Source organism: Pseudalkalibacillus sp. JSM 102089 (assembly GCF_041366475.1).
Classification (GTDB): Bacteria; Bacillota; Bacilli; order Bacillales; family Guptibacillaceae; genus Guptibacillus; species Guptibacillus hwajinpoensis_B.
Genome location: NZ_JBEWYW010000004.1, coordinates 334,983 through 348,444, shown reverse-complemented (window position 1 = coordinate 348,444; position 13,462 = coordinate 334,983). Strand labels below are relative to the sequence as shown.

Genomic DNA, 13,462 nt, shown 5'->3' with positions numbered 1-13,462 from the left:
CCCTAAAGCATGTCAATAAAGCGTTGCGATAACATAGGTGCAGCATCGGCACTTTTGCAAATGATTAATATAGTATCATCTCCGCTAATGTTACCCATGATTTCTTCCCAGTCTAAATTATCTATTAGCGCACCAATCGCGTTCGCATTACCAGGAAGCGTTTTCATAACGATAAGATGATCCGCATGATCTATGCTAATAAATGCATCTGTTAATGTTCTCTTCAATTTCTGAAGTGGATTAAAGCGCTGATCTGCAGGAAGACTGTATTTGTATCTACCATCAATAGTTGGCACTTTAACAAGATGAAGTTCTTTAATATCCCGTGAAACAGTGGCTTGAGTTACATTAAAGCCAGCGCTCTTCAGGCAATACACCAGTTCATCTTGTGTTTCAACATCTTGATTGGCAATCATTTCACGAATTTTGATATGACGTTGTCCTTTATTCATTGTATAACCTCCAGAAGTTCCGGTAAGTAAAATCTGACAGCCTTATTATATAGCCACGCTTCTCTTTTGTATAGACCCTCATAAATATTCACTCGTAAAAAGATATTTTCTGGACTAAATACGAATAAACTTCTCTTGTACAGTGACGAACGAGAAAAAGGACACACAGCGTGTATCCTCTATAACTTTTGATGCGCTTCTTCTACAACTTCTTCAGGCGTTGGAATGGTTTCGTTAACCATATCCTGCTGCCAGCCCAAGTATAATAAAAATTCGATATTTCCTTCACCACCGGTTATTGGAGAAAAAGAGATGCCTTTGATCTGGTAGCCTTCTTTAGTCGCGAAGTCCATCATTTCTTTTAGTACACGTAAGTGAATTTTTTTATCACGTACGATTCCTTTTTTCCCAACTTCTCCTCTTCCAGCTTCGAATTGAGGTTTTACAAGTGCAATCACTTCTCCATTTTCTTTTAGGATCTGCTTAAGAACTGGCAAAATCAATTTTAAGGAAATAAAGGAGACATCTATGGTGGCAATATCTGGCAACCCCTGTTCAAAGTCTGCTTTCTCTGCATATCTAAAATTTGTTCTTTCTTTAACAACTACTCGGTCATCTACACGTAATTTCCAAGCTAATTGATTATATCCAACATCAAGTGCATACACGAGTGAGGCACCATTTTGCAGCGCGCAATCCGTAAACCCACCTGTAGATGAGCCGATATCCAATACAACTTTGTTTTCGATGAGAAGAGAGAAGACATTAATCGCCTTCTCAAGTTTTAAACCACCGCGTCCAACATATCGAAGCGTATCACCTTTTATTTGTAAACTAATGTCTTCTGCTACTTTCACACCCGGCTTGTCCATTCTTTCTGTTTCCGAAAATACAAGACCAGCCATGATCGCTCTTTTTGCTTTTTCTCTTGTATCGATTAGTCCACGATTCACAAGGATTACATCAAGTCTTTCCTTCTTAGCCATTCTCTTTTATGCCCTCTTTTGTTTTGCTGGAATTATTTTCTTAGCTTTCGCAACAATATCATCTGGAGTTAAGCCGATTTCTTTTAATAGTTCATTGACACTGCCGTGTTCAATATATGCATCTGGTATGCCCATTCTTTGAATTGTACCGTGTTGATAACCGCTGTCATTCACATATTCAAGTATAGCACTACCAAATCCACCTTGAAGAATCGCTTCCTCCACTGTTAACATCGGAATTCCTTCTTGCATAAGTTCAGCCATCATTTTCTCATCAAGAGGCTTAATAAAACGAGCATTAATTACTCGAGCTGAGATGCCTTCTTGTTCAAGCTTCTCTGCAGCTTTCAAAAGGTCTTGAAGCGTAGGACCAAAAGAGAGGAGTGCGACATCTGTTCCTTCGCGAATCACTTCCCAAGTACCAATTGGAATTTCTTTTAAGTCTTTATCCATCTTCGTACCGATGCCATTTCCTCGCGGATACCGAACTGCAATCGGTCCTTGATTATACTTCATTCCAGTATTCACCATATGTTGCAATTCATTCTCATCTTTAGCCATCATTAAGACCATGTTCGGTAAATGACGAAGGAACGAGATATCGAATACTCCCTGATGTGTTTCCCCGTCTGCTCCGACAAGACCAGAACGATCAACTGCAAGAAAAACGTTTAAATTCTGCCTGCACACGTCGTGAACAAGCTGATCATAGGCTCTTTGGAGAAACGTGGAGTAGATGGATAAGACAGGCTTGAGATTTTGTGTAGCAAGTCCGGCAGCCATCGTTGTAGCATGCTGTTCTGCAATTCCTACATCAAAAAGTCTTTCTGGAAATTGCTTTTCGAACGCTTCCCATTTTGAACCAACTGTCATAGCTGGCGTAATAACAGAAATGCGATCATCTTTTTCAGCGAGCTTCCGTACTGTTTCACTTACTACCTTGCTGTAGCCTGGGGCAGCAACTTTCGGTTTAATCTGTTCACCAGCTTCGATTTTATAAGGACTCACTCCGTGCCATACACCGATTTGATCGCTTTCAGCCGGTTGATAACCTTTTCCTTTTTTTGTTAATACATGGATAAGGACAGGCCCTTTTGTTTTCTTAGCGTACTTAATATTCTCCATTAGAGCTTCAACGTCATGCCCATCTACTGGTCCAAGGTAGGTAAATCCAAGTTCTTCAAAGAAAATGCCAGACACCAATAGATATTTCAGAGCATCTTTAACACGCTCAGCAGTCGATGCAAGCGCGCCACCGAAAGCAGGGATTTTCTTAAGCAAATATTCAAGCTCTTCTTTCGCTTTATGATATTTACCTGCTGTACGAAGTTTTCCTAGAATATTATGAAGTGCGCCAACGTTAGGAGCAATCGACATTTCGTTATCATTTAAGATCACTAGCATATCTTTCTGCTCATGACCAATATGGTTGAGCGCTTCTAAGGCCATTCCACCTGTTAATGCGCCATCCCCTATGATCGCAACAACACTCTCGTCGCTTCCTTTCATATCACGAGCAGCAGCCATACCCATCGCCGCAGATAATGATGTAGAACTATGACCAGTTTCCCAAACGTCATGCTCACTCTCATTTCGCTTAGGGAATCCACAAAGACCTTTGTATTTTCGCAAAGTATCAAATCTAGAAGCTCGTCCTGTCAGAATTTTATGAACGTATGCTTGGTGTCCTACATCCCAGATAAATTTATCTTTTGGACTATCATAAATTTTGTGAAGAACAATAGTCAGTTCAACCACACCAAGGTTAGGACCAAGATGTCCACCAGTTTCAGACAATTTATTAATTAAAAAACTTCTAACTTCTTCTGCAAGCTCGGTCATTTCATTGATATCATAATTTTTGAGAAACTTAGGATTCTCAATCTTTTCTAAATCCATGGGAATGTCCTCCCCTTCTTATTTCGATTTACGGTTTCCCTTTTTCTTTTTGGATTGGTTGTCTACCATTTTAATTTTAAATGTTTTTTCTACATAATATAAGAACCGACCTACTTGGAAAATGATTCCAGTAGAAAAATGGATCGCAAACGTTTTTCCGAGCGCTTTTCCTCCGACCGTCAACGCAGCTATGACGCTGGTAAATACTACTGATACTATATATTGAAACAAAGATCCATCGCTATGTCCAAGTTGAAGTGTTAATTGTACGACAACGGTTGCGGAGGCTGTACCACTTATAATACCCGAAATATCACCAATTACATCATTACAGAAGCTTGCTACGCGATCTGCGTTACGTGTAACAAAAATTGCATGCTTCGCCCCGGTTAGGCGTTCAGCAGCCATAGCGTGGAAGGGTACCTCATTTGCTGCTGTTGAAGCAACACCAATTGTATCAAAGAAAATACCAATTAGAACGATTAATAATACTACTATCATACCAATCGCCCAAGATACACCACTTAATACAGCCGTCGATATAATTGAAAAAATAGCCGCTAACACAAGTGTGATAACGGCAATAGCTAAACTCCAGTTTATGGATTTTGATACGGAAGCTTTCATATCTACTCCTTGTCCATTATATAATCACATAAAAATAGGTATCCAGCTGGCAGGAATTCATGGGGTCAGTTCGTTTCCCCCTGTTCCCTGTCAGTTGAACACCCCATTACTCATATGTATCGAAGAGTGGTCACTTAAAGAGTAAAGACTGCGGCTTAGGTCCAGTAGGTTTTCCCAGATAGATACCTGAACGTCGCCATTCAGGCGGTTTCCCTTTACATCTATCTTAGCGTAGTCACCATGCGCTAGACTGGATTACCACTTAGTCCGCACTATAATCCCCTTTAAGTGTCACTCGGAACAGTCTAGGAGTTTTCCTCAACAGTTCCACACATTTCCTAGCCTCTTTTGCAGAGCAGATTTCATATGGGTGGTAGGAAAAAAGCGGCCGGCCGAGCTGCAAATTTCCAATAATCCATAATCCCCTCTAGCTCCACTCAAGGCAGGCTACGCTGTTCAACTGCGTTCCCATGCAGCTGCAACAGGTTCATACCCCAATTCATAGCAGGCAGCGTTAACCGCTCTACTACAAGAATGGGCCTCCGCGGAAGCAGGGTCAACGCCCACATGCCTTTGTGGATCGCCCTGCGACCTTAACTCCCAGCATCGACCCAAGTCTGGGCGACTCAAGCCAACACCAGGAACTTCATCGATGTGCCCTATGGCGGATTTTTAGGCCCGCCTTCAGAAATGGCGAACTGACTAGAATACTGCACCACTCAATCTTAACTTATTATACCACAGGTTATGATTATGCTCAATTATATGTTAATGATCACGCTCTACAATAAACTTTGCAATCGACCTTAATCTATTTTCCTTTATGTTAGCGGCAGAAAGGTGAGATAATCCCTCATCAAAATGATGCTTTAATTTTTCTTTAGCGCCCTTTAAGGACAAAAGCTTAGGATATGTGCTTTTCTCGTTATTCTCATCACTTCCTGGCTGTTTACCAATCTTGCCTTCATCTCCTTCAACATCGAGGATATCATCACTTATTTGGAAAGATAACCCGATGTGCTCACCGAATGCTTGGAGATGTTCTCGTTGAAGTGGCGAAGCATTTCCAATAATCGCCCCTGCCATAATGGAAAACATAAGAAGCTTCCCAGTCTTATGATGATGAATATACTCAAGTTGTTCTAACGTTAATGCTTGTTTTTCACCATCCAAATCTGCCATTTGCCCCCCAACCATACCCGAAGGTCCAGCAGCATGAGACAATAACTTAATAAGCTCTACTTTTTGCTCGCTCGTTAAATTGGAGTCTGCAATAAGTTCAAAACTTTGGGTTAAAAGGGCATCACCGGCAAGAATAGCCACCGCTTCGCCGTAAACGATGTGGTTTGTAGGTTTTCCTCGACGTAAATCATCATTGTCCATAGCCGGCAAATCATCATGAATTAGCGAATACGTATGAATCATTTCTACAGCACAGGCAACGGGAATTGCTTGATCAATTGATTCGCCAAATGCTTCTACAGTAGCAAGCATTAATATCGGGCGGATCCGCTTCCCTCCCGCATGAATCGAATACAACATCGCTTCTTTTAGTGATTCTGGCATTTCAAGATGATTAATATATGAAGGCAGTTCTTGATCAAGCAGTTTTTTACAATCATTCATATAAGAGCTAAGATCTTGGATCACGCTTCATCCTCCTGCACAGAAAAACGCTTGATTTCACCGTTTTCCTCAACAATTTGATCCATTTTCCCTTCAACGGATTGCAGTTTTTCATGACAGATGTTTGATAAGTTCATCCCCTCTTGAAAGAGTGAAATAGCTTTTTCAAGAGGAACGTTTCCTTCTTCTAAGGCCCCTACGATTTGTTCTAACTTTTCCATTGCTTCTTCAAATGTGACGTTCTCATTTTTCTCCATTCGAATCACTCTCCTCTAATCCCCATACATGGCAATCAATTTTTCCATCTGTCATTTCAAGTTTAAGAACATCTCCAGGTTGGACCTGACTAACAGACTTAATGAGTTCTTCTTCTTTATATGCAAGGCTATACCCCCGCTCCATTACTTTCAATGGGCTTAATGCATTCAATTTCCCAGCAGCAAGTGAGAAATCACTTTGTTTTCCAACTAAAACACGTTGCATTTCCTTATTCAAAGAATTCTTGAGCTCTACAAGTTCTTGACTCGCTTCTCTTAGAAGTTTTTGGGGGTGCTGCTTTTTTAATTGCTTATGGTTTCGATCGACTTGTTCTTTTGTATACGACAATAACCGCTTCATATTTCTCTGCAATCGCTCAACTTGTAAATCAAGCTCTTGTTCCTTTTGCTTCAATAGTTGATCTGGATAGCGAAAAGCATAAGACTTTTGGAGGTTTGACAGCCGATCTCGATCGGAGACAAGTTTTTCTTGCATTACTCTCTTGAGTCTATGTACTCTTTGATCAACTCGCTCTTTCAATTCCACTACACTAGGGACTGCTAATTCAGCAGCACCAGTTGGTGTCGGCGCTCTTAAGTCAGCAACGAAATCCGCAATCGTAAAATCCGTTTCATGGCCTACCGCAGAAATAATCGGTACGTGCGACCAAGCAATACTTCTTGCGACTTCTTCTTCATTAAATGCCCATAGTTCTTCAATAGATCCACCGCCACGCCCCACAATCAGCACATCAATCATTTTCATCGCATTCGCCATCTCTATGGCTTGAACAATCGATCCCTTAGCACGATTTCCCTGCACGAGAACGGGAAAAACCGTAATTCGCGCAGCTGGATACCGTCTTTTAATTGTTGTGAAAATATCTCGAATGGCCGCTCCAGTAGGGGAAGTAATAACGCCAATTTCTGTAGGATAGCGTGGAATTTGCTGTTTGAGGTTATCAGAAAACAATCCTTCAATTTCGAGTTTTCGTTTCAACTCTTCGTAAGCTAAATACAGATTACCAATTCCATCAGGTTGCATTTCTTTTGCATAGAGCTGATATTGGCCATACGGCTCAAACACAGATATTTCTCCACGGATCAGTACTTTCATTCCGCTTTCGGGTTTAAATTTCATATGCCGATTATTTCCTGCAAACATGACAGCCTGAACACGTGATTTATCATCTTTAACTGTAAAGTAAAGATGTCCTCGATTGTGAAGCTTCACATTGGATAATTCGCCACGCAACCAGACATCTTGCAGTGCAGGTTCATTATCAATCATTCGCTTAACATGTCTCGTAAGCGCCGTTACCGATATATAGCGATCCGCTTTCACAACTATCCCCTCCTACTTAAATTACCTTTTTTGGATGATCTTAGAGAGGACACCATTCACAAAACGCCCTGATTCTTCTCCACCGAATAACTTCGCAAGTTCAACGGCTTCATTTAAACTAACGTTAACGGGTATATCATCTCTGACTACCATTTCATAAGAAGCCATGCGTAGTACTGAACGGTCAACATTTCCGATCCGATTAAATGTCCAGTTCACAAGATTTTCTTTAATGACTTCATCAATTCTTTCGAGGTTCTCAAGCGTTCCGAAGACAAGCTCAGATAGAAACTCGTCACCTTCTTCCTCATTTAAAACGTGTTGAAGAGCCTCACGTGGATCGGTGTCTGTTACATCTATTTGAAACAATACCTGGATGGCTTTTTCTCTTGCATGTCTTCTTTTCATTGCTATACTCCCTTTACGCTAATATTGCTATACCAATAAATAATAGCATACTGTAGAGGACAAATACAGGTTTTGCAATGTCCGATTGTTTTCACAAACAAAAAAGCAGGGGGACAATCCCCGCTGCTTATTCTTCGTTCTCTGGTTCTTTTTTATCAAATGTAATGCCTACAACACTCACGTTGACGGCACTGATTTCTAGAGCAGTCATTGTAAGAAGGGCCTGACGGATATTTTCCTGAACCTTCTCACATACTTCCGGAATGGATAAACCATAGCTTACCACCACATAGGCATCTAGGATGATCCCATCTTCATCAAGTTCCACCTTGACGCCTTTTCGATGATCCTTTCGCCCAAAGCGTTCTACAACACCAGAGGCGAAATTCCCTCTCATCTCTGCTACACCATCAACTTCAGAAGCTGCAATACTTCCAATGACTTCGATAACTTCAGGTGAAATCTCTACTTTTCCAAGACCAGTATCGTGCTCTTCCATTTCAAATGATTGAAGTTCATTCATTCTGAACACCTCACTTAGAATTCATTGATTGCTCTGTTAAATCATATTTCTCAAGAAACTTTGTATTGAAATCGCCGCTTACAAATTTCTCATGATTCATAAGGCGCATATGGAACGGAATAGTCGTTTTAACTCCTTCAACGACAAATTCCCCCAGTGCTCGCTTCATTCTAGCGATAGCTTCTTCTCGAGTATCAGCATAAGTAATCAGCTTTGCAACCATTGAATCATAAAAAGGTAAAATATCATACCCTGGATAAACAGCTGAATCAACTCGAACTCCAAATCCACCCGGCGGCAGGTACATTTCAACCTTACCAGGGGATGGCATAAACTTTTTGTCAGGATCTTCTGCGTTGATACGACACTCAATCGCCCATCCTTTAAACGTCACATCTTCTTGTTTGTATCGGAGTTCTTCATCAGAAGCTGCTCGGATTTGTTCCTTAATTAAGTCAATACCCGTTACCATCTCAGTCACAGGGTGCTCAACTTGAATGCGCGTATTCATTTCCATAAAATAAAAATTCCCTGTTGGCTCAAAAATAAACTCCACAGTTCCTGCACCAGAATATTGAACGGCTTGAGCAGCTCGCACTGCCGCATCTCCCATTTTCTTTCTGATTGTTGCGTCAAGAGCTGGAGAAGGGGTTTCTTCCACTAGCTTTTGTAAACGCCTTTGGATAGAACAATCACGCTCACCTAGATGGATTGCATTCCCATGATTATCTGCAAGAACCTGGATCTCTACATGTCGGAAGTCTTCAATAAACTTTTCAATGTAAACCCCAGGATTACCAAATGCGGTAGAGGCTTCTTGTTGCGTAATATTGATTCCTTTTACTAATTCATTCTCATCCTTAGCAATGCGGATTCCTTTACCACCACCGCCAGCAGTCGCTTTAATAATGACGGGATAACCCATTTCGTTCGCAAGAGCTACTGCCTCATCAGCATCTTTAATAATCCCTTCAGAGCCAGGTACAATCGGAACTCCAGCTTCCTTCATTGTCGTTCTAGCAACGTCTTTCGTCCCCATGCGATTAATAGCTTCAGGACTAGGACCAACAAACGTCACATTGCATTCTCTACAAAGTTCAGCAAAATCGGCATTTTCAGCTAGAAAACCATATCCGGGATGAATGGCGTCAACCCCTGTCACAGTAGCAATACTCATGATGTTTGTAAAATTTAAATAGCTGTCTTTTGCTGCTGTGGGTCCGATACAATAAGCTTCATCAGCAAGTCTAACATGAAGCGCATCTTTATCTGCCTGGGAATATACGGCCACTGTTTCTATTCCGAGCTCTTCACAAGCTCGTATAATTCTAACTGCTATCTCTCCGCGGTTAGCTACAAGTACTTTCTTAATCTCCATACTATCATCACCTATGCTTTCACTAAAAACAGAGGCTGTCCGTATTCAACCAGCTGACCATCTTCAACTAGCATTTCTACGATTTCTCCATTTACCTCTGCTTCTATTTCATTAAAAAGCTTCATTGCTTCAATGATGCAGACTACGCTATCTTCCGAAACTTTTTCTCCTGTTTTCACATAAAGGTCTGACTCTGGATTTGGACGAGCATAGAACGTTCCCACCATTGGGGATTCTATCTTATGTAATGATTCATCCTGTTTCTCTTCTTTAGGTTCTTCAGTAGCTTGCTCTTTTGAAGAAGACGCCACTTGCTTCACTGGCTCAGGCACCTGTTGTGCAACGGGCTGCTGAACAGGCTGCTGTACCGGTGCTTCAGCATATTGTACGTCGTTTTTCTTTAATACAATTTTAGACCCATCATTTTCGTATTCGAATTCATCAATGCTTGATTGATCAATAAGTTTGATCAATTCGCGAATTTCTTGAACTTTTAACAAGACTTCCACTCCCTGTCATCTTTTTTCAAATTTAGTATTTAGGAGGTTATTCTGTGCAGAAGACACGCTCCAACCTATAGCAATTATAGCATAATAAAGATGTGTATTAGTATCTCCAGCATTTCATCTAACAAATCAAACCTCATAATTAAGACCATTATATAAAAGCAGGTCCTAAGCCTATTCATCATATCATATCTTCAGTTTACTTGGTAGAAGACATCTTTGCACACCGACCTATAATAAGGGTAACAAACCTAGAAAGCGTTTTCACCCATAAAATTATTGTGGAGATTATCTATATACGCTCACTTTATAAATTTGGTATTTTATCTACTATTGTTTATTTCTCAATAACCGCTCTTTCTGAATGAAACTCTTTTCACAATACTTTCAGAGCATAAATGGATCAAAACAAAAAAGATGGAGTGAACTCCATCTTTACTTTGCTGCAGCCTGAAATTCAACCGCTATTCTATGGCCTTCTCCTAGTTGTTCTTCTGCTAGTACCATAATGTTGTTGGCTTCTTCATTCGAGAGTTGATCTGCTTTAACAATAACTCTTACTTTATCATCATCTAGCGTATAAACTACCGCATCGCTATACCCTTCTGACTTTATCACATTTTCCAATACAGATTCTTTTTGAGATAATGCCATCAATTCTTGACGTTGCTCATGTGCCTCATTTCTAAGGTCAGCAGATGCTTCGCTTGCAATAACTGCCGTATAGTCTTCAATCGCTGCATCTCGTTGTTCTTGAATCTCAAGTCTTATGGATGCAAATCCTTCCTCACTTGAAACACTTGAAGAAACAGCATCTCCTTCTTCTGCGTTCGTTTCTTTTGCCTCTTCTCCTTTACTTTCCTCACCACTCTGCTCCTGATCCCCTACAAACGCTACATTATCAGTTCCAGGAGTCATAATATAATAGGCTGATAAGACAATGATTAAACTTAACATCGTTAGTAACCACACTGTTTGCTTTTTCAAAACCATTTAGGATTCCCCCTTTAATTTTTTCGGAAGCACCATGACACGGTGACTCTTGACGTCTAGCAGTCTTGTTACTGCATCCACGATCATTTTCTTTACTTCCATATTCTCTGCTCCAACTGCTACCACTACAACTCCTCGTACGACAGGCTTCTTCGTACTAACAATGATAGGCTCCTGGCCGTTGTCATTTTGAATGACGACAACTTGTTCTTCACTTGACTGTTCTTCAATCTTTCTTGAACCTCCATCATTTGGAGATTCATCCGTATATTTATCAGTAGAAGTGCTGTTCTTCTCAACGATTTTTTCTTCTGTAGAATCTAAATTCACAATAACTGTGGCATCAGAAACTCCTGCCACTTCATCTAAAGCTTCTTTCAGCTGTGTTTCGTATACATTCTCGTATTCAGCCATAGACGACGGATTGGACTTTTTTTGACTAAAGGTCGGTTCACTATCCTTGGAGCCCGCCTGCTCTGAAAACACTTCCTGGACTTGTTCAGGTGACTGGAAAAAACTCCCGGAAAACATGAAGATAACGCCAATCCCCGCAGCAATAATCAAATATAATAACGGGATTCCCTTTTTCTTTTTAGGCTTCTTCAATTGATCAAGCCAGCTAGTTGGTTTTTCATCCACGTTCCCTACTCTCCTCCTTTCACCTGAACTCCAACTTGTTTTGGATACAATTCCCACTCATCTGCAAGAAAATATGCAACCTTACGTGAGAGAGTATCCGTTTCTTCGAACTCTTCCTCTTGAATATCAATTGATACGGATACGGCATCCACTTCCTGAACAGATTTTTCTGCTCCTGCTTCATTTACTGTTACTGCAATTTGATCAATATCCTTTTCCCCATCAAGATTCTTTAACTGAAGACTAACGCTTGTGATTTCGAGGTTAAACTGGTCCCTCAACTCCTTTTCTACCTGGCTTTTCATTTGGACAGCCATTTGTTCTTCAATATATGCAGCATTGGATGCTTGTATTTCACTTTTCTTCGATTCTATCTGATTTTCCATATTTGCCTTTTGAGTTGAGTCAGTGAGCGTTACTGTTCGGAGCATGGCATCAAAGTCTTTTGTGAAAATCGTGAGTATAGGAGATAAAATAACCGCCATTAACATTAAACCTATAACCATCTTTACATAACGCTGCATATTTGAATTTGGTAGCAATAGTTCTAGCACTGTTGCTAGAAGGATTAACACAATAATATTTGTAATCCATCCTGTAATAATATCCACACGACACCTCCTAACGCACCATTAACGTAATATTGCCAGATGCTATAATAATCGTTACAGCAAGAAAGAACATCAATGAAACAATAGCAAGGGCCGCAAATATGAACAAAATGCTTTTTGATATAACATTTAGAGATTGAATAATTGGACCACCGCCCAATGGTTGAATCACCGCTGCAGCAATATTATAGATTAGTACTAGTGATAACACTTTTAGCGCCGGAAAAGCGCAAATCATTAAGAGGATGACAACTCCAGCCAAGCCCACCGTGTTTTTTAATAACACAGAGGCGCTTAACACCGTATCGGTGGCATCTGTAAACATCCGACCAACGACTGGGATAAAGTTACCCGTTACAAATTTCGCAGCACGTATCGTAACGCCATCCGCTACCGCAGTTGTCGCACCTTGTACTGAAATAACCCCTAAAAAAACCGCAAAGAAAACGCCAAGAGTTCCTATCGCTACATTTCGTAATAAATTAGAAAGCTGGGTAACCTTGTACTGCTCACTGATAGTACTTACTATAGCGAGGACCGCTGATAGAAAGAGCATCGGAAGTACAAACTTCTGAATAAGTAATCCACCAGTATTTACAAGAAACAAGACGATCGGATGAAAGAAAGCAACAGAAGCTACTCCACCCACAGATGCCATTAAAGCTAAAAGCAATGGTATTAATGCAAGTAAGAATCCCATCATGTTAGCTATAGCATCTTCTGTATACTGAATCGCAACATGAAAGCTATTTAGTGCCAAGATAATTAAAACCATATAAATAATGCCATACGCTACTGTACTAACTGCTTTATGTTCAAATGCATTTTGCATGTTCTGCAGAAGGATACTAAAGATTGTAAGAAGGATCAGACTCCCAAGAAGCTTTCCATGCACAAGCAGTTCATGGAAGAGAAACTTTAGTAGGCCAATAAAATACGCTTTTAAAGATATCTGCTTTTCTCCTTTAATGAATTCCATAAATGAGCCTTTCTGACTTTCAGGTAAAAAACCCCCGTATTCCTCAATGACTTCATCCCAATAATCTTGTATTTCTTGTAAACCAAGCGTATTTAACTGCTTGTCTACAAATTGACTTGAAAGAGGCTCTTCTTCCCCTTTTGCGACTACTGTAGATTCAAAAAACATAAGAGAAAAGCAGAGGAATAGCAGCATCAACAGCATTTTTTTCATGTGAGGCATGTCCCTCTCCC

15 protein-coding genes are annotated in these 13,462 nt (G+C 40.5%); all 15 read right to left on the bottom strand.

Features of this window, described 5'->3' with window-relative positions; genetic code table 11:
• Window positions 1-2 precede the first annotated feature (2 nt).
• Window positions 3-452 carry a transcriptional regulator AhrC/ArgR gene (gene ahrC / locus ABVF21_RS12475; protein WP_098444159.1) on the bottom strand — a complete coding sequence of 150 codons (450 nt, stop codon included), beginning with the start codon at window positions 450-452 and terminating at the stop codon, window positions 3-5.
• A 179-nt stretch (window positions 453-631) separates the two neighbouring features.
• Entirely contained in the window at window positions 632-1,438 is an 807-nt protein-coding gene (locus ABVF21_RS12470; protein ID WP_303530706.1) for a TlyA family RNA methyltransferase, read from the bottom strand.
• 6 nt (window positions 1,439-1,444) lie between these two features.
• A complete protein-coding gene (gene dxs / locus ABVF21_RS12465) occupies window positions 1,445-3,337 on the bottom strand; it encodes a 1-deoxy-D-xylulose-5-phosphate synthase (protein ID WP_194222103.1) in 1,893 nt (630 codons plus the stop codon).
• 18 nt (window positions 3,338-3,355) lie between these two features.
• Window positions 3,356-3,964, bottom strand: a complete 609-nt coding sequence (locus ABVF21_RS12460) for a hypothetical protein (RefSeq protein ID WP_303530705.1) — start codon at window positions 3,962-3,964, stop codon at window positions 3,356-3,358.
• 768 nt (window positions 3,965-4,732) lie between these two features.
• Window positions 4,733-5,590, bottom strand: coding sequence for a polyprenyl synthetase family protein (locus ABVF21_RS12455; RefSeq protein ID WP_303531127.1), 858 nt, complete (start codon window positions 5,588-5,590; stop codon window positions 4,733-4,735).
• A gap of 20 nt (window positions 5,591-5,610) precedes the next feature.
• A complete protein-coding gene (locus ABVF21_RS12450; protein WP_194222105.1) occupies window positions 5,611-5,847 on the bottom strand; it encodes an exodeoxyribonuclease VII small subunit in 237 nt (78 codons plus the stop codon).
• On the bottom strand, window positions 5,834-7,192 hold the full coding sequence (gene xseA, locus ABVF21_RS12445; RefSeq protein WP_303530704.1) for an exodeoxyribonuclease VII large subunit: 1,359 nt from the start codon (window positions 7,190-7,192) through the stop codon (window positions 5,834-5,836). The genes ABVF21_RS12450 and xseA overlap by 14 nt, the downstream gene beginning before the upstream one ends.
• Window positions 7,193-7,213: 21 nt before the next feature.
• Entirely contained in the window at window positions 7,214-7,600 is a 387-nt protein-coding gene (gene nusB, locus ABVF21_RS12440; RefSeq protein WP_371018272.1) for a transcription antitermination factor NusB, read from the bottom strand.
• Between the two features lie 127 nt (window positions 7,601-7,727).
• Window positions 7,728-8,123: an Asp23/Gls24 family envelope stress response protein gene (locus ABVF21_RS12435; protein WP_194222108.1), complete on the bottom strand. Its 396-nt coding sequence runs from the start codon at window positions 8,121-8,123 to the stop codon at window positions 7,728-7,730.
• Between the two features lie 10 nt (window positions 8,124-8,133).
• Complete coding sequence (gene accC / locus ABVF21_RS12430) at window positions 8,134-9,501, bottom strand: acetyl-CoA carboxylase biotin carboxylase subunit (protein WP_226614152.1); 1,368 nt, start codon at window positions 9,499-9,501, stop codon at window positions 8,134-8,136.
• Window positions 9,502-9,512: 11 nt separating this feature from the next.
• Window positions 9,513-10,001: an acetyl-CoA carboxylase biotin carboxyl carrier protein gene (accB, locus tag ABVF21_RS12425; protein ID WP_303530702.1), complete on the bottom strand. Its 489-nt coding sequence runs from the start codon at window positions 9,999-10,001 to the stop codon at window positions 9,513-9,515.
• 441 nt (window positions 10,002-10,442) lie between these two features.
• Window positions 10,443-11,000, bottom strand: coding sequence for a SpoIIIAH-like family protein (locus tag ABVF21_RS12420; protein ID WP_303530701.1), 558 nt, complete (start codon window positions 10,998-11,000; stop codon window positions 10,443-10,445).
• Window positions 11,001-11,639, bottom strand: a complete 639-nt coding sequence (spoIIIAG, locus tag ABVF21_RS12415) for a stage III sporulation protein AG (protein WP_194222112.1) — start codon at window positions 11,637-11,639, stop codon at window positions 11,001-11,003.
• A gap of 5 nt (window positions 11,640-11,644) precedes the next feature.
• Window positions 11,645-12,250, bottom strand: coding sequence for a stage III sporulation protein AF (gene spoIIIAF, locus ABVF21_RS12410; RefSeq protein ID WP_303530700.1), 606 nt, complete (start codon window positions 12,248-12,250; stop codon window positions 11,645-11,647).
• 10 nt (window positions 12,251-12,260) lie between these two features.
• Entirely contained in the window at window positions 12,261-13,442 is a 1,182-nt protein-coding gene (spoIIIAE, locus tag ABVF21_RS12405) for a stage III sporulation protein AE (protein ID WP_371018282.1), read from the bottom strand.
• Window positions 13,443-13,462 lie beyond the last annotated feature (20 nt).

Excerpts from the sequence above, each read along its gene's own strand:
- ABVF21_RS12435 (WP_194222108.1), bottom strand. The coding sequence starts at position 8,123 with ATGAATGAACTTCAATCATTTGAAATGGAAGAGCACGATACTGGTCTT.
- ahrC (WP_098444159.1), bottom strand. The coding sequence starts at position 452 with ATGAATAAAGGACAACGTCATATCAAAATTCGTGAAATGATTGCCAAT.
- dxs (WP_194222103.1), bottom strand. The coding sequence starts at position 3,337 with ATGGATTTAGAAAAGATTGAGAATCCTAAGTTTCTCAAAAATTATGAT.
- nusB (WP_371018272.1), bottom strand. The coding sequence starts at position 7,600 with ATGAAAAGAAGACATGCAAGAGAAAAAGCCATCCAGGTATTGTTTCAA.
- ABVF21_RS12460 (WP_303530705.1), bottom strand. The coding sequence starts at position 3,964 with ATGAAAGCTTCCGTATCAAAATCCATAAACTGGAGTTTAGCTATTGCC.
- accC (WP_226614152.1), bottom strand. The coding sequence starts at position 9,501 with ATGGAGATTAAGAAAGTACTTGTAGCTAACCGCGGAGAGATAGCAGTT.
- ABVF21_RS12455 (WP_303531127.1), bottom strand. The coding sequence starts at position 5,590 with ATGAATGATTGTAAAAAACTGCTTGATCAAGAACTGCCTTCATATATT.
- ABVF21_RS12420 (WP_303530701.1), bottom strand. The coding sequence starts at position 11,000 with ATGGTTTTGAAAAAGCAAACAGTGTGGTTACTAACGATGTTAAGTTTA.
- ABVF21_RS12470 (WP_303530706.1), bottom strand. The coding sequence starts at position 1,438 with ATGGCTAAGAAGGAAAGACTTGATGTAATCCTTGTGAATCGTGGACTA.
- spoIIIAE (WP_371018282.1), bottom strand. The coding sequence starts at position 13,442 with ATGAAAAAAATGCTGTTGATGCTGCTATTCCTCTGCTTTTCTCTTATG.
- ABVF21_RS12450 (WP_194222105.1), bottom strand. The coding sequence starts at position 5,847 with ATGGAGAAAAATGAGAACGTCACATTTGAAGAAGCAATGGAAAAGTTA.